The organism is Streptomyces sp. NRRL F-5755 (genome assembly GCF_001279365.1).
GTDB classification, from domain to species: domain Bacteria; phylum Actinomycetota; class Actinomycetes; order Streptomycetales; family Streptomycetaceae; genus Streptomyces; species Streptomyces rimosus.
This window is the reverse complement of the sequence record NZ_LGCW01000022.1, coordinates 36,902-57,937: the sequence shown is the minus strand read 5'-3', so window position 1 is coordinate 57,937 and position 21,036 is coordinate 36,902. Positions and strand designations below refer to the sequence as shown.

Below are 21,036 nucleotides of genomic sequence, written 5' to 3'. Positions count from 1 at the left end.
GCCGGCCCCGAGGAGGTGGGGGCCAGGACCCTGATTTGAGGGCCCGCCCCCGCCGTACGGGCCGAACGGTCCCACCGGCCCGCCCCCCCCTTCGCCCCGCCGTCCCGCACGGCGGGGCCCGACAGCCAAGGACTGCACCAGGTATGACCTCCCCCGGCGAGATCCCGCGCCAGCCCGTCCCCTCCGAGGCCGCCGCCCCCTCCGGCCCCGCTCCCGGCACCGCGACCGCGACGCTCACAGCGGGCCCGGACGCCCCCGCCGGCTTCACCGTCCGGCCCGCCACGCTCGACGAGTGGCGCGAGGTGGCCGCGTGGGCCGCGGCCGAGAGCTGGAACCCGGGCCGCGCCGACGTGGACTGCTTCCACCCCACCGACCCGGACGGCTTCTTCGTCGGCCACCTGGACGGGCAGCTGGTCTCGTCGGTCTCCGTCGTCAACTACTCCGCCGAGTACGCGTTCCTGGGCTACTACCTGGTGCACCCGGACTTCCGCGGCCGTGGACTGGGGCTGGCCACGTGGCGCGCCGCCGTGGCGCACGCCGGGGACCGCACGATCGGCCTGGACGCGGTTCCGGCCCAGGAAGCCACGTACCGGCGCTCCGGTTTCACCACCGCGTACCGGACCACGCGCTACCGGGGCCGCCCCGTGCGCCCCGGCACGCCCGCGGCGCCGGTCGTGCCCGTCACCGCCGACCGGCTCGACGAGATCGCCGACTACGACCGGCAGTGCTTCCCGGCCGGGCGCCGCGCGTTCCTGGAGCGGTGGCTGACGGCCGCCGGTCATCACGCGTACGCGCAGATACGGGACGGCCGGGTGGCCGGGTACGGCGTGCTCCGGCCGGCCCAGGACGGCTACCGCCTCGGCCCCCTGTTCGCCGACACCTCGCGCGGCGCCGAGGCCGTCTTCGACGCCCTCACCTCGCATCTCGGCCCCGAGGACGAGGTGCACATCGACATCCCCGACCCGCACCACAGCGCGCGGTCCCTGGCCCTCTCGCGCGGCCTGGAGCCGGACTCGCACACGATGCGCATGTACACGGGCCCCGTCCCGCCGGCCCGCGTCGAGCACGGTTACGCCGTGACCAGCCTGGAACTGGGCTGACGTACGGGGACAACGCACGGGGCCGTGACCGAGACGGGTCACGGCCCCGTGCAGTTCCCCGGCGGGGGAGACTGAGGCCACGACCGGCCGCCCCGTCGAGAGGAATCCGCATGCCCACGGTAAGAGGCGTCGAAACACGCGGTGCTCGGCACTGCGAGACCGCGGCCCTGGGAGTCCTGCTGCGGCACGAAGGACTCGACCTGTCCGAGCCCATGCTCTTCGGCCTCGGCTCCGGCCTGTCCTTCATCTACTGGGACGCCACGTACCTGGACTTCCCCTTCCTCGGCGGCCGGGTCAAGCCCTTCGAGCTGACCGGGAACCTGGCCGCCCGGCTCGGCCTGGACCTCCAGGTCCGGGAGACCTCCTCGCCCCGCAAGGCGTGGGAGCACGTGACGGCGCCCATCGGCGCGGGCCGCCCCGTCGGGCTCCAGCTGGACAGCTACCACCTGGACTACTTCGGGACGAAGGTGCACTTCGGCGGCCATGTCGTCGCCCTCTACGGATACGACGACCACGACGCGTACCTGGTGGACACCGAGCAGCAGGGCGGAACGGTCTCCACCGGCCTGGACAGTCTCGCCAGGGCCCGGGCCGCCCGCGGCCCGATGACCGCCCGGCACCGGTCCTTCACCCTCACCGCTCCGGAGAACCGGCCCGCCCTGGAGGAGCAGCTCATCCCGGCGATCACCGCCTGCGCCGACGCCTTCCTCCACCCGCCCATCGCCAACCTGGGCCACCGGGGCATCGCGAAGGCGGCCAAGCTGGTACCCACCTGGCCGGGGCGCACCGAGGCCCCGCAGCGGGACCTGCCGCAGGCCGCCCTCCTGATGGAGAAGGGCGGCACCGGGGGCGCTCTCTTCCGCGCCTTCTACCGCGACTTCCTCGCCGAGTGTGCCGAGTTGCTCGGCGACGGCCGGCTGCGCACCGGCCACCGGCTGTACGCCGAGGCGGCCACGCTGTGGACGGAGACGGCGACGCTGATCGAGGAGGCCGGTACGTCGGGCGACGCGCAGCCGCTCGTACGGGCCGGATCGGTGCTCGCCGAGCTGTCGCGCATCGAGCGCGAGGCCATGGAGGCGCTGAGCCGCCTCGGGTGACTCGTGTGCGCACGCCCCGGCCCGGCGGGGCACCCTCCTGTCGAACTCCTCTTCACCATACTTGAGTTCTTCGAATTGGTGAGGAGTCAACCATCGTCAGTACTCTCGCTGGCGAAAGGTGATCACGTGCGGGCCGGGTGGGGCCCAGGAGGCGGCGATGAGTGGCGGAGAGGTGGTCGGCGGGCCGGGCGACGACGACGCGGCGGCGTTCTCACGGCTGGTGGCGCGGTACCGGCCGGAGTTGCAGGTGCACTGCTACCGGCTGCTGGGGTCGTTCGAGGAGTCCGGGCGGCTGGTGACGGAGACGCTGTCACGGGCGTGGCGCGAGCGGGAGAGCTTCGCCGGGCACGCGACGTTCCGCACCTGGCTGTACCGCGTCGCGACGCATGCGTGCCTGGACTTCCTGGCCGCCGCGCCCCGTAGCCCGCTGCCCCGGGAGGTCCGCGCCGGCGGGCCGGTTCCGGCGACCGCGCTGCCCTGGCTCCAGCCGTGTCCCGACACGCTGCTGGAGCAGGTGCCGGCCCAGAAGACGGGGTCGGACGAGATGGTGGCCAGGGAAACGATCAGCCTGGCGTTCATGGTGGCGCTGCAGTTGCTGCCGCCGCGGCAGCGGGTCGTGTTCGTCCTGCGGGAGGTGCTGGGGTGGCCGGCGCGCGAGACGGCCGCGGCGCTGGGCGTCAGCGTCGCGGCCGTGAACAGCGCGTTGCAACGGGCCCGGCCCGCGGTCAGGAAGCGCCTGCCGCGCCCCGGGGAGCCCGCGGCCCCGGAGCGCGACGACTGCGCCGTACTCCGGCTCTACACCGACGCGTTGGAGCGGGGCGACGCCGACGCGCTCGCCACCGTGGTGCGCGAAGACGCCCGGGCCGCACGCCGCCCCGACCCGCCGGACTGCCGCCGCCTCCCCACCCGCATGAACCACCAGCCCGCCGTCGCCCGCTACGCCCGCGGGCCGGGCGAGCGCGTGTACCGCGCCCACGGCCTGGAAGTCCTCCGCGTCGAGGGCGGGCACGTCGCCGGGATCACCGTGTTCGCGCCCGGTCTCTTCCCGGCCATGGGGCTGCCGCTCGCGCTGTGAGGACGGGTACGCCCGCAGCGTCGTTCACGCCGACGGCAGGCCCGCCGCGTGCGCCGCGTGGCCGTCGTCCTCCGCGTCCCAGCCTTCGGCGGTGACACGGGCCAGCAGGGGCCCGGCCACGGCGTCGGGTACCGCGAGGCGGACCGTCAGGTCGTCGCGCGGCGCGGTGCCGGGGCGTACCTCGGCGTCCTCGGGACCGATGCCCAGCTCCGCGGTGGCGCGCAGGAGACGGGAGAGTTCGCCGGGGCGGTCGGCGATCCGGACGCGTACGGAAGCGGAACGCGGCGGGTGGCCCGGGTGGCCGGTGGCGATCTCGTCCAGGCCGGAGATGCCCCGGTCGAGGAGGTCCACGAGGGTTTCCATGCTGCGCGCGCTGCGCCGTCCGGGTGGTCCGGCCAGGTCGCGCAGGGCGACGAGGAGTTCGCCGAGGTCGGCCTGGAGGTCGGTGAGGACTCCGGCGACGGCGCCCGCGTTGGCCTGGAGGATGTCGCTCCAGAGCCGGGAGTCGCCGCCCGCGATCCGGGTCACGTCGCGCAGCCCCTGGCCGGCCAGCCGCGGCGCCTGCGGCGTGCCGTGGCTCAGCCGGGCCGCCATCAGGCTGGCCACCACGTGCGGTACGTGGGAGGTCAGCGCCACCGCGTCGTCGTGTGCCCGGCTCTGCATCACCACGGGTACCGCCCCGCAGAGCCCGATCAGGGCGAGCGCGCGGTCCAGTGCCGTCCGCGAGGTCAGCCGGGACGGGGTGAGCACCCAGACGCGGTCCTGGAAGAGGTCCACGCGGGCCGCGAGGGGGCCGGAGCGCTCGCGGCCGGCCAGCGGGTGGCCGCCGATGTAGCGCGTCGGGTCGGGCGCCCCGGCCAGGACCGCCCGTTCCGGTTCGGCCTTCACGCTGGCCACGTCGGTGTAGGTGCTGGCCAGCCCGCGTGCCTGCTGCTGGGCGAGTACGGCGGCGACCTGGCTGGGCGGTACGGCGATCACGGCGAGGTCCACCGGCTCGGACGGCGGCCCCGGCACCCCCGCGCCCAGGGCCGCCGCGGTCCGTGCGGCGGCCTCGTCCCGGTCCAGGAGGTGGACCGTGACGCCCTGCCGGGCCGCCGCGAGCGCCAGGGACGTGCCGATCAGCCCGGTGCCGACGACGGCCAGGGAGCGGATCACCGGGCACCGCCCGGCGGCGGCCCGGCCGGTGCGGCGGGCGGGGTGGCGGCCCCGTCCGCCGCGCCTTCCTCGTGGGCCGTCGCGCCGCCGTTGGCCCGCAGCCGTTCGGTGAGGAGCGCGGCGAGCCGGTCGAGGCCCTTGTCGATCCGCTCCGGGGTCAGGGTGCTGATGGACAGCCGCAGCTGGCGGCACCGCGCGGACGCGCCGTAGAAGTGGTGCATCGGGGTGAACAGCACGCCGTGCTTGCGGGCCGCGTACTCCAGGAAGTCGTCGGTGACGACGAACGGCACGCTGAGCACCACGAAGAAGCCGCCGGTCGGCTCGTTCCAGGTGATGCCGGGGCAGTCGGCGAAGCGCCGGGCCAGGCCCGCCAGCACCTGGTTGAGATTGCGCCGGTAGACGGCCGTCTCCCGGCGGTTGGCCTCGACCATGCTGCATCCGTGGCTGAGCAGCTTGCCGCCGATGACCGCCTGGGCGATCGGCGAGGTGTTGACGGTGAGCATGCTCTTGATCTTCGAGAGTTCGTCGGCGAGCAGCCCGTCGCCGTTCGGGCCGCCGGTCACGCGCTGGTCGGCGACCACGTAACCGACCCGGGCCCCGGGGACGCCGGTCTTGGCGAACGAGCCGAGGTAGACGACGCGGCGGCCGCGGTCCAGGGACTTCAGCGTCGGTGGCCGTTCGGCGGAGGTGTGGAAGACGCCGTACGCGTTGTCCTCCAGCAGCAGCAGGTTCTCCCGCTCGGCGATCTCCAGCAGGCGGTGCCGGTCGGCCAGGTCCATGCTGGAGCCCACCGGGTTGGCGAAGTCGGGCGTCACGTAACAGGCGCGCACCCGCCGGCCCGCCGCCCGCGCGCTGCGCAGCTGGGCGACCAGGTCGTCCAGGTCGATGCCGTGCTCCCCGCTGTGCACGGGCAGTACGGGCATGTCGGCGAGGAGCGCGGCGCCGGTCAGGCCGACGTAGGTGGGCCGGGGCGCGAGCACCGCGTCGCGGCTGTCGGCGCGCAGCGCGCGCAGCAGGAGGAACATCGCCTCCTGGCAGCCGACCGTGACGACCACGGACCCGTCCACGGCATCGATGCCCTCGTCCACCGCCAGGCTCCGCGCGATCAGCCCGGCGATGATCCCTTTGGTCTCGCCGTACTGGAACAGGGTCCGCGCGATTTCCGCTTCCGTCATCTTCCGTTCGGTGCCCAGGTGGTCGCAGAAGACCTGGAGATATTGATGCACCTGGGCTGCGTCATAAAATCCTTCGTACGGCCGCCCGGCCGCGAAAGAGATCGCTTCCGGATATGTGTCGGCGATCTGATTCAGAAGATTCATGGACTCCATCGAGGCGTCGGCCAGCGATGCGTGCAGGGTCGCGCTATTCAGCTCGGCGGCGGCGATTTCCGGTCGCATGATTTCCATGGCTGCCTTCTGTCAGTCAGGAAGGGGCAGGGCACGCGTGTCCAGGGCCCGCGGGCCCGCGTGCCGCGCCCTCAGCATCCCCCAGGGCCGGATCGACGGCAATGGTCGTCCGGGGCGTACGAGGGGTCAAGATGATTGCGGGTCGGCCGTCCGGCGGAGCGTCAATTCTTGACAGGTGCGACGGCACTGGCACCGGTGTAATGTCTGGCAGCACCGTAATTGTTCGCCTTCCGCTGTCCGGCGGCAGTGGCGAACTCGCTGAAGAGGTCCGCGGATTAGGCCGGTGCCGCCCGTCGGCGTGGGTCTACGGCAGGTAATCCGTCCGCTCCGGTAGGCGAGCCGGCTCGATGAGCCATGCCCAGATCAATCCTTCAAACGGGGACTCTCCATGACAGTTTCAGATTCCACAGCGGCAACGGCTGCTGTCGGCGACCTCGCGATCGACTACATCGAGATGTACGTGGCCGACCTGGACGCGGCGGCGTTCGCCTGGGTCGACAAGTACGCGTTCACCGTCATCGGCACCGGCGGCTCCGCCGACCACCGCAGCATCGCCCTGCGGCACGGCACGATCACCCTGGTGCTCACCATGGCGACCTCCGACCGGCACCCGGCGTCGGTCTACGTCGTCGACCACGGCGACGGCGTCGCGGACATCGCGCTGCGCACCGCCGACGTCGAGGGGGCCTTCGCGCACGCGGTCGCGGGCGGCGCCGAGCCGCTGCGCCGGCCGGCCCGGCACGGCGGCCCCGGCGCGGCCGTCACGGCCACCGTCAGCGGTTTCGGCGACGTGGTGCACACGCTCGTGCAGCGCGCCCCGGAGGAGGGCCCGGGGCTGCCGGTCGGCTTCGTCGCGACGCTCCAGTCCCGGCAGCCGGTGCCCAGCGAGGTGGGCCTGCTCGAACTGGACCACATCGCGGTGTGCCTGAACAACGGCGACCTCGACGGGACCGTCGCGTACTACCGGCGCGCCCTCGGGTTCCAGGAGATCTTCGAGGAGCACATCGTCGTGGGCGCGCAGGCGATGGACTCCAAGGTCGTGCAGAGCCCCACCGGCCGGGTGACCCTGACGCTCATCGAGCCGGACACCACGGCCGACCCGGGCCAGATCGACGACTTCCTCAAGAGCCACCAGGGCGCGGGCGTCCAGCATCTCGCGTTCTCCTGTGATGACGCCGTGCACGCGGTGCGCACCCTGACCGGACGCGGCGTGGAGTTCCTCAGCTCCCCCGCCGCCTACTACGACCTGCTGGGCGCGCGCATCCAGCTCAGCCAGCACAGCCTGGAGGACCTGCGGTCCACCAGCCTGCTGGCGGACCAGGACCACGGCGGCCAGCTGTTCCAGATCTTCACCGCCTCCACCCACCCGCGCCGCACGATCTTCTACGAGATCATCGAGCGGCAGGGCGCGCAGACGTTCGGCAGCTCCAACATCAAGGCGCTGTACGAGGCCGTGGAGCTGGAGAAGAAGGGCCAGCGTGTCTGACCCGGCGCCCGGCGGCGAAGCGGCGGCGGCCGAGCTCCTGACCCTGGAGGACGTGGAGCGGGCCGCCGCCGCGGCGCTGCCCGCCGGGGTGCGGGACTTCGTCGCGGGCGGCAGCGGGCGCGAGTGCACCCTCGCCGCCAACCGGGCGGCGTTCGACCGGGTCTTCCTGCGGCCGCGGGTGCTGCGCGACGTGTCGCGGTGCTCGACCGCGGCCGAGCTGCTGGACCGGCCGGTGTCGATGCCGGTGGCGATCGCCCCGGTGGCCTACCAGCGCCTGGTGCACCCCGAGGGCGAACTGGCGGCGGCGCGTGCGGCGAAGGCCGCGGGCGTGCCGTTCACGGTGAGCACGCTGAGCACCGTGCCGGTGGAGGAGATCACCGCGCTCGGCGGCGACGTCTGGTTCCAGCTGTACTGGCTGCGGGAGCCCGGCCGGGCCCTGGAGCTGGTGCGGCGGGCGGAGGACGCAGGCTGTACGGCGCTGATGCTGACCGTGGACGTCCCGTGGATGGGGCGCCGACTGCGCGACGTCCGCAACGAGTTCACGCTGCCCGATCACGTACGGGCCGCCCACCTCGACGGCGGCGGCGCCTCGGCGGCCCACCACCGCACCGCCGGTGCCTCGGCGGTGGCGGTGCACACGGGCCGGGAGTTCTCCTCGTCGCTGTCCTGGTCGCAGGTGGCGGAACTGCGCGCGAGCACCCGGCTGCCGCTGCTGCTCAAAGGGGTGCTGGCGCCGGAGGACGCGGTGCGCGCCGTGGAGTTCGGCGTGGACGCGGTCGTGGTGTCCAACCATGGAGGTCGTCAGTTGGACAGTGCGCTGCCGAGCGTCGAGGCGCTGCCCGAGATCGCCGAGGCCGTCGGCGGCGACTGCCGGGTGCTGCTGGACAGCGGTGTCCGCTCCGGTACGGACGTGCTCAAGGCGCTGGCCCTGGGCGCGTCCGGGGTGCTGGTCGGGCGTCCGCCGGTGTGGGGCCTGGCCGTGGCAGGGGAGGACGGCGTACGCCGGGTGCTCGGCCTGCTGGCCGGCGAACTGGCCGACGCGCTGGGGCTGGCGGGCTGCGCCACGGTCGCGGACGCGCGGCGGCTGCGTACGGCACGGGGCGGGGCCGCGGCCGGCGAACGCCGCCGGGCGGTGGTCCCGTAGCCCGCCGTAACCCCGAAGGCGCCCGGCACGGCGAAAGCTCCTGGTGGCCGGGGTCCCGGAACATCCGGGCCCCGAACCGCCAGGAGCTTTTCCCTGTTCGCGGCCGACGCCGACAGCTGCCGCGCGGCTACGTACCCGGGCCGTCCGCCTCCCCCTCGTGCACCGAGATCGCGCCGGCCGGGCACCGCAGCGCCGCCGTCCGCACCTTCGCCGCCAGTTCCGCGGGCGGCGCCGGATCGGCGAGCACCACCGTGCCGTCCTCCTCCGACTGGTCGAAGACCGCGGGCACCAGCAGCGTGCACATGCCGGACGCCGCGCAGATCTCCGCGTCGACCCGTACCTCGACCATCGTCCCTCCTCGTCCGCGGGCGCCGCGCACCCTGGCCGGGCCGCCGTCACCAGGCGACCGGCAGGCGCTCCAGGCCGTACGCGATGGAATTCGTCTTGTGCGGCACCTGGTCGGCGGGCACGGCCAGCCGCAGGTCCGGGAACCTACGCCACAGCGCCAGGTAGGCGGTGCGCAGTTCCATCCGGCCGAGCGCGGCGCCGATGCAGTGGTGGATGCCGTGCCCGAAGGCGATGTGCGGCAGCGGCTCGCGGTTGACGTCGAACCGGTCGACGTCGGGGGCGAGCACCGGGTCGCGGTTGGCCATCGGGATCGAGCAGACGACCTCCTCCCCCGCCTTGATCAGCTGCCCGGCCACGACCACGTCCTCGACGGCGGTGCGCGGGGTCGGCGCGTGCGCCACGGACAGGAAGCGCAGCAGCTCGTCCACCACCCGGTCGACGTTGTTCTCGGGGTCCGCCAGCAGGACGGCGAGCTGGTCCGGGTGTTCCAGGAGGGCCAGCACGCCGAGGCTGATCATGCCGTTGACGTTGTCCAGGCCGGCCAGCACCATCAGGCCGCAGATGCCGAGCAGTTCCTCGTCGTCGAAGTTGTCGCCGTGGTCGCGGATGAGCTGGCCGATGAACCCCTCGTCGGGGTCCTTGCGCTGCCGTTTGACCAGCGCGCGCAGGTAGTTGGAGGTGTACGCCTGGGCCGCGGCGCGCTCCTTGCGGCTGCGGTCCTGCTCCAGCTGCCACTGGTGCTTGACCAGGAACTCGCGCCGGTCGTCGCGGGGCACGCCGAGCAGTTCGCACAGCACCGCGCCGGAGATCGGGCTCGCGTACAGCTCGACGAGGTCGGCGGGCCGCCCCTTGCGCTCCATGGCGTCCAGGCAGCGTTCGGCGATCGCCTCGGTCACCGGCTTGAGCCGCTGGATGCGGCGGACCGTGAACTCCGGCGTGAGCATCTTGCGCAGCCGGGTGTGCTCGGGCTGGTCGTAGTCCATGAGGTGGCCGGACATCTCCTGCGGGCGGTGCTTGCTCCCGCCGCGGATGGCCTGGGCGCGAAACCGTCGCTGGTTGCTGAAGCGGACGTGGTCGCCCATGACCTGGCGTACGGCCTCGTAGCCCAGGGCCATCCAGATGGGCTCGGGTGCGGCGCCGGGCGCCGGGGCCACCTCTTCCCGGACGAGGGCGCCCTGGGCGCGCTGCCGGCGGATGTCGTCCGACGGGCCGAAGCCCGCCCGGCGGGCGTGGTCGAACTGGTGCTGGGACTCGTCCGGCATTGCTGCCTCTCCTCCTACCATGTGACGGGCAACGATTCCAGGGCGTACTGGCGGGACCGGGCGGGCCGGAACCGGACCCGCTCGTGCGGTACGGCGAGCCGCAGGTCCGGGAAGCGGCGCAGCAGGGCCGGGAAGGCGATGCGCAGTTCCATCCGGGCCAGCGGGGCGCCGAGGCAGTGGTGGATGCCGTGGCCGAAGGCCATGTGGGTGGCCGGCTCGCGGGTGATGTCGAAGCGGTCGGCGGGCTCGCCGGGGGCCGGTACGCGGTTGGCGGCCAGCAGCGAACAGGCCACGCTCTGCCCGGCCTTGATGGTCCGGCCGCCGATCGTCACGTCCTCCAGTGCCGTACGGGGCGAGGCGGTGTGGATGACCGTGAGGTAGCGCAGCACTTCCTCGACCGCGCGGTCGGTCAGTTCGGGCTGTGCGCGCCACAGGGCGAGCTGGTCGGGGTGTTCCAGCAGCAGCAGGGTGCCCAGCCCCAGGATGCTGGCGACCTGTTCGAAGCCGGCGGCCATCACCGTCGCGCCGATGCCCGCCAGTTCCGCGTCGGAGACGGCCGCGCCCTGTTCGCGGACGAGGCTGCCGAGCATGTCGTCGCCGGGGTTGCGGCGGCGGCGCTCGGCGAGCTGGCCCATGTACGCCCAGTACGCCTTCCCGGCGGCCAGCTGCTGTTCCTGGCTGCGGCCCACGTCCCGGGTGATGTCCAGGTAGCGCGCCAGTTCCGTCTGGTCGTCGCGGGGGACGCCGAGCAGTTCGCAGCTGGCGAGGCCCGGGATCGGCCAGGCGAAGTAGCGTACGAGGTCGGCCGGGCGGCCGACGCGCTCCATGGTGTCCAGGCAGTCCTGGACGATCTCCTCGATGCGGGGCTCCAGCCGGCGCATCTTGCGCACCGTGTACTCCGGCGTGAGCAGCTTGCGCAGCCGGGTGTGGTCGGGCGGGTCGTACTGGAGCAGGTTCCCGGCCTGGACCAGGCTCTCGGCGTCCTCCTCGCTGTCGGCGGGCGGGCGGGTGCTGAACCGCTCCGCGTCGGCCAGCACCGCCCGCACCTCGGCGTGCCCGGTGGCCACCCAGCCCACCTGCTCGGAGGGACCGATCGTGACGTCGGTCTCGACCAGCGGCGTCTCCCTGGCCATCCGGACGAGTTCGGGTACCGGGTCGAAGCGGTCCCGCCGGTAGTGCGCGGGAATCTCGGGTGTCTCGGGCATCCGCTGATCCTCTTCCTCGTCGTCGTCCGTGGTCACCCGCTGCCGGCGGGGAGCCAGAACATGCCGTCCGGCGACGACACCAGCCCGCCGGGCAGCAGCGGCGTCTCGGGCTCGGCGTCCGCGCCGAGCAGCGCGCGCATCTGCACCTGGGAGCCCTCCCGCGTCACCTGGCTGACCACCGAGGACTTGAACAGCGGCAGCATGCTGCCGTCCTCGCTGTGCGCCAGCTGGTCGACCGCGCCGGCGAACTCCGCGGAGTCCGCCCGCAGGCGCTCCGCCATCGCGTCGGCGTCGATCAGCGCCGCCTCGCCCGAGGAGACCCCGCCGACCAGGTCGACGAACGCCTCCATCTCGGAACGCCGGTGGTGGGTGACCTTCTTGGCCCGCCAGAAATAGGACTGCTCGCTGTGGTGCATCTCGTAGAACGAGAGCAGGAACTCGTAGAAGACGCTGTACTCCCGCCGGTAGCGCGCCTCGAATTCCCGCAGCGCCACCGCTTCGTCCACGAGTCCCGCCAGGACACTGTTGATGCTACGCGCCGCGAGCAGTCCACTGTAGGTGGCCAGGTGCACGCCGGAGGAGAACACCGGGTCCACGAAGCACGCCGCGTCGCCGACCAGCAGCATTCCGGGCCGGGAGAAGGTCGTCTGGTGGTACGAGTAGTCCTTGCGCACCCGCAGCTGCCCGTACTGCCCGGTGGTCACCCGCCGCGCGTTCGCCAGGTATTCGCTGATCAGCGGGCACTCCGCGATCAGTGCCCGCAGCGCCTCCTCCTGGTCGCCCTGGATCTTCTCCGCCATCTCCCGGCGCACCACGGCGCCGACGCTGGTGAGGGTGGGGCTGAGCGGGATGTACCAGAACCAGCCGCTGTCGAAGGCGACCGAGAGGATGTTGCCGGAGTTGGGTTCGGGGAGCCGCTTGCCGCCCTCGAAGTAGCCGAAGAGGGCGAGGCTGCGGAAGAATTCGGAGTAGGTGCGCTGCCCGCCGACGCGCTGGAACAGTCGGCTCTTGTTGCCCGAGGCGTCGATGACGAACGTGCCGTACGCCTCGCGTTCGGCCCCGTCGGCGTCGGTGTAGCGCACGCCCCGTACCCGCTCCTCGTCCGCGATCACGTCCGCGGCCGCGCAGCCCTCGCGGACCTCGGCGCCGCAGCGGCCGGCGTGGCGCAGCAGGATCTCGTCGAACTTCGACCGCTCGACCTGGTACGCGTACGACGTGGGGCCCGCCATGTGCTCGGAGACCGAGAACGAGAAGGTCCAGGGCTCCGGTGTCGCGCCCCACCGGAAGGTGCCGCCCCGTTTGCGTGTGAACCCCGCGGCCGCCAGGTCGTCGGCCACGCCCGTCAGCCGGCACACCCCGTGCACGGTCGACGGCAGCAGCGACTCGCCTATCTGGTAGCGGGGGAAGAATTCCTTTTCCAGTATCAGGACGCGGTGTCCCTGCCGTGCCACGAGCGCGCCGAGCGTGGAACCGGCCGGACCGCCGCCGACGATCACCACGTCGTATGTCTCCGGGTTCGCCGGGTTCCCTGCGTTCGCTGAATTCGCCACGGCCCTCTCCCCCATTCCCGGCGGAATGCATCTGTGCATTGCGCACAGATATCCGTCCGCCTGCTATTCGATTGTTAATTTTCCCTGAGAACCCGTCAAGGCAGTCGGTTTGACAGCGGGTCCGGGTGTAGTGCGCCGGGCGATCAGCGACAGCAGCGGTCCGGTTGTGAAGGTGGTGATCAGGGCCATGAGGACCAGGACGGTGAACATTTCGCGGCCGATGATCCCGGCCTCCAGGCCCACGTTCAGGACGATCAGTTCCGTCAGACCGCGGGTGTTGACCAGCGCGGCCACCAGCGCCGACTGGTGCCGGTCCAGACGGCTCAGCCGGGCCGCCGCGTACGCCGGGACGATCTTGCCGGCGGTGGCGACGGCCACGATCAGTGCGAGCAGCAGGACGGAGTCGCCGTTCAGCGACCCGATGTTGAACGACAGCCCGGTGGTGACGAAGAACAGCGGCAGCAGCAGGCCGGCGCTCTGCTCCATGGGGCGCAGCACGTCGGCGTCCGGTACGCCGTCGCGGCGCGGCATGGCCAGACCGGCCAGCAGCCCGCCGAAGACCGGGTGCAGGCCGAGCGACGAGGTGACCCAGGCGCTGCCCAGGGCGAGGGCCAGCGCGATGGTGACCTGGTTGGCCATCAGGGCCCTGGAGCGGTGCAGCCACCACCCGAGGACCGGCCGCAGGACCAGGAACATGGCGGCCACGAACGCGGTGACCAGCAGCAGGGTCAGGGCCCAGTGGCGGCCCGGCGCGTGGCCGGTGCCGACGAGGGCCGCGGCCAGGACCAGCCAGGCGGCCACGTCCATGAATCCGGCGGCGGTGGTCGAGACGGTGCCGGCCGGGGTGCCCGCGAGGCCGCGTTCGCGGATGATGGCGACCAGGACCGGCAGGGCGGTGATCGCCACCGCCACCATCATGAACATCAGGAACGACTGGCCGCCGGCGTGCCGCGGGTCGACCGACGAGAAGGCGCCGGGCAGCAGCTGCACCGCCCCGGCGCCGAGTCCGGCGGGCGTCAGCAGCGCGGCCAGTGCGACCACGGCGGCCGCCCGGCCGCCCCGGCGCAGCTGCCGCGCGTCGATCTCGTAGCCCGCCACGAACATGAAGAGCACGATGGCGACCTGGGACAGCACCGACAGGAAGGGCAGCACTTCCTTCGGGAACAGGTGGGCGGTCGGATTGCCGGGGAGCCGGCCCAGCAGGGTCGGTCCCAGGGCGATGCCCGCCACGATCTGGCCGATGACGGCCGGCTGGCCGCACCGGCGGGCCGCGGCCCCCAGCAGCCAGGACACCACGACGATCAGTGCGACGTCGCCGATGACGACGGTCACCACGGTTTCGGTATTCACCTGGGCCTCCCACGCGAGGGCGGCCGGCGTCCCGGCCGCCCTCTTCCCTGCTTTTCTGCGCGGGTGTCAGGACCCGCCGGCGTTCCCGCTCATTTCGGCGATGAGGCTCTTCGGACGCATATCGGTCCAGTGCTCGTCGATGTAGTCGAGGCATTCCTGCCGGCCGGCCTCGCCGTGTACGGAGGTCCAGCCCTCGGGAATTTCCGCGAAGGCGGGCCAGAGCGAATGCTGTCCCTCGTCGTTGACGAGAACCAGGAAGGTGCCGTTCTCGTTGTCGAACGGATTGGTCATGACGGGTTCCTTTCCCCTGTCGGCCGCACGGCCTGGAGCCTTTCCGCGACGATGCGCCCGATCTGGGCCAAGGGCGCGGGCTGGAGCATGCTGTAGTGGTCGGTGTCGATGTCGTGGGTCTCGATGGTTCCTGCGATGAAGCGCCGCCAGTTGCCGACGGCGTCCCACGCCTGGGAGTTCTCCGGCCGGTCGGCGGTCGCGACGAAGACGTCGAGATCGCCGCCGAACCGGGGCGGTGTGTAGCCGAACGAGAGCCGGCCCGCGTTGATGGTGACCTCCCGGATGTTGGCCAGCAACTGGTCGTCCAGGCTGCCGCCCTCGCCGTCCTGCGGGCCCTGTTCGCCCAGTTCGCGGCGGAGCACCACGTCCTCGCTCTCGCGGGCGGCGGGCGTCTCGGTGAAGACCTCGCCGGTGTCGCCGTCGAGGTAGGTGTCGAGCAGCGCCAGCAGCGCCACGTGCTCCCCGCGGGCCTCCAGGGCGGTGGCGACCGCGTAGGCGACCGTGCCGCCGAAGGACCAGCCCAGCAGGTGGTACGGGCCGGCGGGCTGGACGCTGCGGATCTGCTCGACGTAGTCGGCCGCCATCTCCTCCATGGTCAGCGGCAGCGGCTCGGGTCCGGCCAGGCCGCGCGCCTGGAGTCCGTAGACCGGCTGGTCGGCGGGCAGGTGCGGGAGCAGGCCCCGGTAGCCCCAGCTCAGGCCCAGGCTGGGGTGGACGCAGAACAGCGGCGGCCGGCTGCCCTGCGACCGCAGCGGCAGCAGGACGTCCAGGTCGCCCCGGCCCGTGCCGCGGGCCGCGGACCTGCGCGGGCGTTCGCGGCTCGGGTCGGCCAGGGCGATCAGGCCGTCGCCGGTGCGCCGGGCCCGGTCGCCGGTGCGCAGCATCCGCGCGCCCGGCGGGCCGAAGGGGCTGGCGACGAACCGTTCGCCGGTACGGGCAGGGCTGCCGGTGTAGCCGCGGGCCGTCGCCGCGCCCGCCACGTACAGGTCGCCCGCGACCCCGGACGGCACCGGCCGCAGCAGCTCGTCGAGCACGTACGCGCGGGTGTTCGCCACCGGGCGGCCGGTGGGCAGCGCGGCCGGTGCGGACTCTCCGGCGGTGGTGCGGAGTTCGAGCCAGGGGCCGCCTGTCTCGGCGGTGCCGTGGGCGGTGACCAGGGTGACGTCCGGGTGCAGGGCGTGCCACTTCAGCAGGTCGTCGTCGGCCGCCGGCGTACCCGTCGACACCGCGAGAACTGCCACCGGCCGCTGCCCCTCCGGGAGTTCGGCGAGCGAGGGCAGCAGCGCGCGGGTGGTCACCAGCAGCTGCGGGTCATCGGACCCGGTGGGCGTACGGACGTCCTCCGGTGCTCCGAGCCGTACGCCGCCGCCGCTGCACAGCGCCGCGAGCAGCGGTGTGACCAGGGCCGCGACCGGCGCCCGGGTGTCCAGCAGCGTGGTGCCACCGGCCGCCGGGGCGGCCTGGGCGCGCTGTGCCGTGTGGTGGGCCAGTGTCCGGTGGTCGATGACCGCGGCGGTGCCGTCCGGTGCCGCGGTGTCGAGCACCAGGGCGGGGTGGGCGGGCAGCGGCGGGCGGAGCCCGGCCGTACTGCCGGCGGCCCCGTTGGGCGCGGCGGCCACCGGGTCGTCCAGCGGCACGGCCGGCACCGGCCCGTCGGCGGCCAGCCGTCCGGCCGTGGCCGTCGTGCAGACCAGGGCGGCGGGCCGGGACTCGCGCAGGATGACCTCGATCTCCTCCACCGGCCGGTTGGAGTCCACCGTGCGGCAGGCGGCCCCGGCCTTCAGGACGCCGGTCAGGGCGACGAGGAAGGCCGCGGTGAGCGGTTCCGCCACGGCCACCACGCTCTCCGGCCCGGCCCCCAGCTCGGTGAGCCGTCGGGCCAGCAGGCTGCTCGCGGCGTCCAGCGCGCCGTAGGTGAGCGCGCCGCTGCCGTCCATGGCGGCCACCGCGTCGGGGGTGCGGGCGGCCTGTTCGGCCAGCAGCTCGACGACGGTACGGTCCGGCACCTCGGCCGCCGTGCCGTTCCCGTCCGTCACCAGGCGGCGGAACTCGTCCTCGCCCAGCAGGATGTCCACCTGGCTCAGACGCAGCTCCGGGTCGTCCGCGAGCTGTTCCAGTACGCGCACCAGCCGGTCGCCGATGGCCTGGGCGGTGTCCCGGTCGAACAGGTCGGTGGCGTACCTCAGCTGCCCGTCGAGGCCGTCCGGGCCGCCGTCGGCGCCCTGCCGTTCGGTCAGGTGCAGCACCAGGTCCAGTTCGCCGGTGGCGGCGCCCACGTCCAGCCGTGCGGTGCGCAGGCCGGGCAGCTCCCACGGGTCCCACAGCTCGACCTTGCCCTCCTCGATCTCCAGGCCGACCTGGAAGACCGGGTGCCGGTCCACGGAGGGCGGCAGGGGCAGCGCGTCCACCAGGCGCTCGAACGGCACGTCGTGGTTGTCGCGCGCGCTCCGGTCCGCCTGCTGGGCGCGGCGCAGCAGTTCGAGGAAGCCGGGGTCGCCGGAGGTGTCGGTACGCAGGGGCAGCGGCCCGTCGAACGGGCCCACCAGCCCTTCGAGGCCGTCCTCGTCCCGGCGGGGCTGGACGGTGCCGACGGTGATGTCGGTGCTCCCGCCGAGCCGGGTGAGCAGCAGGGCCAGCGCGGCGTGTACGACCATGAACATGCTGGCCTCGCGGGGTTCCGCGGCCTCGGCCAGCTTGGCGTGGGCCGCGGCGTCCAGGCGCAGCGGCACGCTCGCCAGGCGCCGGGAGGGTAGCGCGGGCCGCGGCCGGTCGGCGGGCAGCACCGGCTCGTCGGCCAGGTCGGCGAGGGTGTCCTTCCAGAAGTTCAGCTGATCGCTGACCAGGCTCTCCGGTTCGTCGGCGCCGCGCAGCAGCTCCTGTTCCCAGCGGGCGTAGTCGGCGAACTGCAGGGCCAGCGGTGCCCGTTCGGGTGCCCGGCCTTCGGAGCGGGCGCCGTAGGCCGCCGCCAGGTCGCGGAAGAGCGGGTCGAGCGACTGCTCGTCGGCGGCGATCCGGTGCACGGTGACCATCAGCACGTGCTCGGTGTCCGACAGGGCGAACAGGTGCGGCGCCCAGGGCGCCTCGCCGGTCAGTTCGAAGGCGTGGGCGGCGTGCGCGGCCAGCAGGTCCGGCAGTTCCTCCTCGGTCGTCTCCGTCACCGGCAGCCGCGGGCGGGCGGCGTCATCGGTGGCGGGCATGATGTGCTGGCGCAGTGCGTTGCGGGCGCCGGAGAAGGTGGTCCGCAGGATCTCGTGGCGGGCCGCGACGTCGCCGAGCGCCGCTTCCAGGGCAGCCCGGTCCAGGTCGCCCGTCAGGCGCAGCGCGGCCGGGAACTGGAACGCGGCGCCGCTGTCGTGCAGCCGGGTCATCAGCCAGGTGCGCAGCTGGGCGACGGTGGCGGGCGCCTCGCCGTCGTGGTCGGCGGGGGTCAGCACCGGGCGGGCCTTGGTGGCGAGCGTACGGGCCACCCCCGCCGCGGTCGGGGCGCTGAAGAACTGCCGCAGGTTCAGCGCCGCGTCGAACTCCTCCCGGATGCGGCCGATCAGCCGCATCGCCAGGCCGGATTCCCCGCCCAGCTCGAAGAAGTCGTCGTCGGCGCCGACCTGTTCGAGCTTGAGCACGTCGGCGAAGAGGCCGCAGAGCTTCTCCTCGGTCTCGTTCTGCGGGGCCCGCCGGGCGACCCGCTCGGCGAAGTCCGGCGCGGGCAGGGCCTTGTGGTCGACCTTGCCGTTGGCGGTGACGGGCAGCGTGCCCATCACCATCACCGCGGCCGGCAGCATGTAGCCGGGCAGGATCTTGGCGGCGTGCTCGCGGACCTCGTCGGCGTCCACCTCCTGGCCGTCCGGTACGACATAGCCGACCAGCAGCCGTTCGCCGGGGCGGTCCTCGCGGGCGGCGACCACGGCCTGGCCGACGCCGGGGTGCGCGGCCAGCGCCGCCTCGACCTCGCCGAGCTCCACCCGGAACCCGCGGATCTTGACCTGGTCGTCGGCCCGGCCGGCGAACAGCAGCGCGCCGTCCTCCGTCCAGCGCACCAGGTCGCCGGTGCGGTACGGGCGCGAACGGGCAGGCCACGAAGCGTTCCGCGGTCAGCCCCGCGCGGCCCAGGTAGCCCCGGGCCAGCCCGGTGCCGGCCACGTACAGCTCGCCCGGTGTGCCGGCCGGGACCGGCTGGAGGAACGCGTCCAGGACGTAGACCTGCCGGTTGGACAGCGGTCGGCCGATCGGCAGCACCGCGGCCGGGTCCTCGCCCGCCCGGGTCAGGTGCCAGGTCGCGCACAGCGTGGTCTCGGTGGGTCCGTACAGATGGCGTACGGCGGTGTCGGGGCAGGCCGCGCGCACCCGCGCGACGGCCGCGGCGGGCACCACGTCACCGCCGGTCAGCACCTCGCGCAGGCCGCGCAGGCACTCCGGCGCCTCCTCGGCCACCACGCGGAACGTGCCGGCCGTCAGGTGCACCGCGCTCACCCCGGCGGCCACCGCGGCGCGGATGTCCTGCGCGTCCACCGCGCCGGGCGCCGCGACCACCACGCGGCCGCCGGAGGCCAGCGGCACCCACACCTCGAACAGCGAGGCGTCGAAGGCGTGCGGCGCGTGCATCAGCACCGCGTCGCGCGGGCCGACCGACCAGCCCAGGTCGCCGACCAGCCCGGCCACGCTGCCGTGCGGCACCGCCACGCCCTTCGGCTGCCCGGTGGAGCCCGAGGTGTACATCACGTACGCGAGGTCCTCCGCTGCCACGCGTACGGGTACGAGGGCGTCGGCCGGGGCCACCGCGACGGCGGCCCGTACCCGGGCGTCGTCCAGCACGACCAGCTCCACGGCGGCGTCGACCGGCACCGCGTCGCGGGTGGCCGCCGTGCACACCACCGCCGACGGGCCGGAGTCGGCCAGCAGGAACGCGACCCGCTCGGCCGGGTAGCCGGGGTCGACCGGGACGTAGGCGGCGCCGGTCTTCCACACCGCCAGGAGGGTCACGAGGAGGTCCGCCGAGCGGTCCATCAGCACCGCGACCCGGTCGCCCCGCTGCACGCCGCGGCCGGCGAGGTAGGCGGCCAGCCGGTCCGACTCGCGGGTGAGTTCGGCGTACGACAGGGAGCGCCGCGGGTCGCTGACCGCGACCGCGCCCGGCACCTGCGCCGCCTGCCCGGCGATCAGCTCCGGCACCGTGGCGCCCGGGGCCTTGGCCGCGGTGGCGTTCCACCCGGCCAGGACGAGGTCGCGCTCCGGCTCCTCCAGGACGCCGATGCGGCCCACCGGCACCGTGGGGTCGGCGGCCAGCTGCGCCAGCACGCGGACCACCCGCTGCCCGATCCGCCGGGTCGCCGCCTCGCCGAACAGGTCGGGCCGGGCGGACAGCCGCAGGCTGATGCGGTCGCCGGGGAACACGCCGAGGGTGATGGGGTAGTGCGCCGCGTTGCGGGAGAGTCCGGCGGGCTCCAGCGTGAGGGCCTGCGGGTCGTCCGGCGCGGCGGGCGGGCGCGGGAAGCTCTCGTAGACGACGAGGGTGTCGAAGGACGCGCCGGGCCCGGCGAGCTGCTGTACCTCCGACAGGCCCAGGTGCTGGTGCGGGAGCAGTGCCGACTGGCGTTCCTGGAGGTCGGTGAGGAGGTCGATGGCGGGCTGCCCGCCGTCGAGCCGTACCCGTACGGGCAGGGTGTTGATGAACAGGCCGACCATGGACTCCACGTGCGGCAGGTCGTGCGGGCGGCCCGCGACGGTGGCGCCGAAAACCACGTCGGTGCGGCCGGCCAGCCGGGCGAGGACCAGCGCCCAGGCGCCCTGGAAGAGGGTGTTGAGCGTCAGCCCGTGGCGGCGGGCCAGGTCGACCAGATCGCGGGAGGGGCCTTCGGGGATGTCGATCAGGACGTCCTCGGGGACCACCGAGGCGCGGGTCCGGTCCGCCGGGACGACCAGCGTCGGTTCCTCGGCCCCGGCCAGTTCGGCCCGCCACGCCTCGCGGGCCGCGTCCTTGTCCTGGCGGCCCAGCCAGGCCAGGTAGTCGCGGTACGAGGCGGTCGGCGGCAGCGCGCCGCCGTGGCCGCCGTCCGCGTACGCCGCGGAGAGTTCGGCGAGCACGATCGGCATCGACCAGCCGTCCATCAGGATGTGGTGGCTGGTGACGACCATCCGGTGCCGGCCGTCCCCGAGGCGGATCAGCAGCACGCGCAGCAGCGGCGCGGTGGCGAGGTCGAAGCGGCGGGCCCGCTCGGCCGCGGCCAGCCGCTCCGCCTCGTCCTCCGCGTCGTCGGGCGCGAGGTGCGTAAGGTCGGTCTCCTGCCACGGCAGTTCCACCTCGCGGGCGATGACCTGCACCATGCGGGCCCCGCTGACCCGGCGGAAGCAGGCGCGCAGCGCCGCGTGCCGGGCGATCAGGGTCTCCCACGCCGCGCGCAGCCGGCCCGCGTCCAAGGGGCCGTTGACGGCGTGCGCGGACTGCACCGTGTAGACGTCCGGTCCCTCCTCGTCGAAGGTGGCGTGGAAGAGCAGCCCCTCTTGCAGTGGTGACAGCGGCCACACGTCCTCGACCATGGATCGGGTCATCGCTTTCTCCTCACAACGCCTCGT

14 protein-coding genes and 1 pseudogene are annotated in these 21,036 nt (G+C 73.6%); 5 read left to right on the top strand and 10 right to left on the bottom strand.

From position 1 onward, the window contains the following. The first annotated feature begins 143 nt into the window (after window positions 1–143). The 3 genes from ADK86_RS04390 to ADK86_RS04380 all read left to right on the top strand — a co-directional run bounded on the left by ADK86_RS04390 (window position 144) and on the right by ADK86_RS04380 (window position 3,272). Window positions 144–1,100 carry a GNAT family N-acetyltransferase gene (locus ADK86_RS04390; RefSeq protein WP_078951792.1) on the top strand — a complete coding sequence of 319 codons (957 nt, stop codon included), beginning with the start codon at window positions 144–146 and terminating at the stop codon, window positions 1,098–1,100. Between the two features lie 110 nt (window positions 1,101–1,210). Further along, on the top strand, window positions 1,211–2,197 hold the full coding sequence (locus tag ADK86_RS04385; RefSeq protein WP_053695374.1) for a BtrH N-terminal domain-containing protein: 987 nt from the start codon (window positions 1,211–1,213) through the stop codon (window positions 2,195–2,197). A gap of 157 nt (window positions 2,198–2,354) precedes the next feature. After that, window positions 2,355–3,272 (top strand): RNA polymerase subunit sigma-70, encoded by a 918-nt coding sequence (locus ADK86_RS04380; protein WP_053695373.1) that lies wholly within the window; start codon window positions 2,355–2,357, stop codon window positions 3,270–3,272. A 24-nt stretch (window positions 3,273–3,296) separates the two neighbouring features. Here ADK86_RS04380 and ADK86_RS04375 read toward each other — a convergent pair whose 3' ends face one another. Beyond that, window positions 3,297–4,427, bottom strand: coding sequence for a prephenate dehydrogenase (locus tag ADK86_RS04375; RefSeq protein ID WP_053695372.1), 1,131 nt, complete (start codon window positions 4,425–4,427; stop codon window positions 3,297–3,299). Further along, window positions 4,424–5,833 carry a PLP-dependent aminotransferase family protein gene (locus ADK86_RS04370; RefSeq protein WP_053695371.1) on the bottom strand — a complete coding sequence of 470 codons (1,410 nt, stop codon included), beginning with the start codon at window positions 5,831–5,833 and terminating at the stop codon, window positions 4,424–4,426. Before ADK86_RS04370 ends, ADK86_RS04375 begins: the two co-directional genes overlap by 4 nt. A 388-nt stretch (window positions 5,834–6,221) precedes the next feature. Between ADK86_RS04370 and hppD the strand changes: the two genes are divergently transcribed. Further along, on the top strand, window positions 6,222–7,319 hold the full coding sequence (hppD, locus tag ADK86_RS04365) for a 4-hydroxyphenylpyruvate dioxygenase (RefSeq protein WP_053695370.1): 1,098 nt from the start codon (window positions 6,222–6,224) through the stop codon (window positions 7,317–7,319). After that, window positions 7,312–8,463 carry an alpha-hydroxy acid oxidase gene (locus ADK86_RS04360; RefSeq protein WP_053695369.1) on the top strand — a complete coding sequence of 384 codons (1,152 nt, stop codon included), beginning with the start codon at window positions 7,312–7,314 and terminating at the stop codon, window positions 8,461–8,463. The genes hppD and ADK86_RS04360 overlap by 8 nt, the downstream gene beginning before the upstream one ends. Before the next feature lie 127 nt (window positions 8,464–8,590). Here the strand turns inward: ADK86_RS04360 and ADK86_RS04355 are convergent, their stop codons facing one another. The 8 genes and pseudogenes from ADK86_RS04355 to ADK86_RS44215 form a co-directional block, all read right to left on the bottom strand. Continuing rightward, window positions 8,591–8,812, bottom strand: a complete 222-nt coding sequence (locus tag ADK86_RS04355; protein WP_030641906.1) for a ferredoxin — start codon at window positions 8,810–8,812, stop codon at window positions 8,591–8,593. Window positions 8,813–8,858: 46 nt separating this feature from the next. Continuing rightward, on the bottom strand, window positions 8,859–10,073 hold the full coding sequence (locus ADK86_RS04350) for a cytochrome P450 (RefSeq protein WP_053695368.1): 1,215 nt from the start codon (window positions 10,071–10,073) through the stop codon (window positions 8,859–8,861). A gap of 14 nt (window positions 10,074–10,087) precedes the next feature. Beyond that, entirely contained in the window at window positions 10,088–11,278 is a 1,191-nt protein-coding gene (locus ADK86_RS04345; RefSeq protein ID WP_053695376.1) for a cytochrome P450, read from the bottom strand. A gap of 32 nt (window positions 11,279–11,310) precedes the next feature. Then, window positions 11,311–12,843: a tryptophan 7-halogenase gene (locus ADK86_RS04340; protein ID WP_053695367.1), complete on the bottom strand. Its 1,533-nt coding sequence runs from the start codon at window positions 12,841–12,843 to the stop codon at window positions 11,311–11,313. Between the two features lie 48 nt (window positions 12,844–12,891). Further along, window positions 12,892–14,178 (bottom strand): cation:proton antiporter, encoded by a 1,287-nt coding sequence (locus ADK86_RS04335; protein WP_053695366.1) that lies wholly within the window; start codon window positions 14,176–14,178, stop codon window positions 12,892–12,894. Between the two features lie 66 nt (window positions 14,179–14,244). Beyond that, window positions 14,245–14,469, bottom strand: a complete 225-nt coding sequence (locus ADK86_RS04330; protein WP_030676798.1) for an MbtH family protein — start codon at window positions 14,467–14,469, stop codon at window positions 14,245–14,247. Further along, window positions 14,466–18,503 (bottom strand): condensation domain-containing protein, encoded by a 4,038-nt coding sequence (locus ADK86_RS44220; RefSeq protein ID WP_234345697.1) that lies wholly within the window; start codon window positions 18,501–18,503, stop codon window positions 14,466–14,468. Before ADK86_RS44220 ends, ADK86_RS04330 begins: the two co-directional genes overlap by 4 nt. Window positions 18,504–18,576: 73 nt before the next feature. Further along, window positions 18,577–21,000, bottom strand: a pseudogene (locus ADK86_RS44215) (non-ribosomal peptide synthetase); the annotation flags it as partial. Window positions 21,001–21,036: the final 36 nt, after the last annotated feature.

Bases quoted from the DNA above. Each gene is read 5' to 3' on its own strand.
- ADK86_RS04390 (WP_078951792.1), top strand. From the start codon at position 144: ATGACCTCCCCCGGCGAGATCCCGCGCCAGCCCGTCCCCTCCGAGGCC.
- ADK86_RS04385 (WP_053695374.1), top strand. From the start codon at position 1,211: ATGCCCACGGTAAGAGGCGTCGAAACACGCGGTGCTCGGCACTGCGAG.
- ADK86_RS04380 (WP_053695373.1), top strand. From the start codon at position 2,355: ATGAGTGGCGGAGAGGTGGTCGGCGGGCCGGGCGACGACGACGCGGCG.
- ADK86_RS04370 (WP_053695371.1), bottom strand. From the start codon at position 5,833: ATGGAAATCATGCGACCGGAAATCGCCGCCGCCGAGCTGAATAGCGCG.
- hppD (WP_053695370.1), top strand. From the start codon at position 6,222: ATGACAGTTTCAGATTCCACAGCGGCAACGGCTGCTGTCGGCGACCTC.
- ADK86_RS04355 (WP_030641906.1), bottom strand. From the start codon at position 8,812: ATGGTCGAGGTACGGGTCGACGCGGAGATCTGCGCGGCGTCCGGCATG.
- ADK86_RS04350 (WP_053695368.1), bottom strand. From the start codon at position 10,073: ATGCCGGACGAGTCCCAGCACCAGTTCGACCACGCCCGCCGGGCGGGC.
- ADK86_RS04345 (WP_053695376.1), bottom strand. From the start codon at position 11,278: ATGCCCGAGACACCCGAGATTCCCGCGCACTACCGGCGGGACCGCTTC.
- ADK86_RS04340 (WP_053695367.1), bottom strand. From the start codon at position 12,843: ATGGGGGAGAGGGCCGTGGCGAATTCAGCGAACGCAGGGAACCCGGCG.
- ADK86_RS04330 (WP_030676798.1), bottom strand. From the start codon at position 14,469: ATGACCAATCCGTTCGACAACGAGAACGGCACCTTCCTGGTTCTCGTC.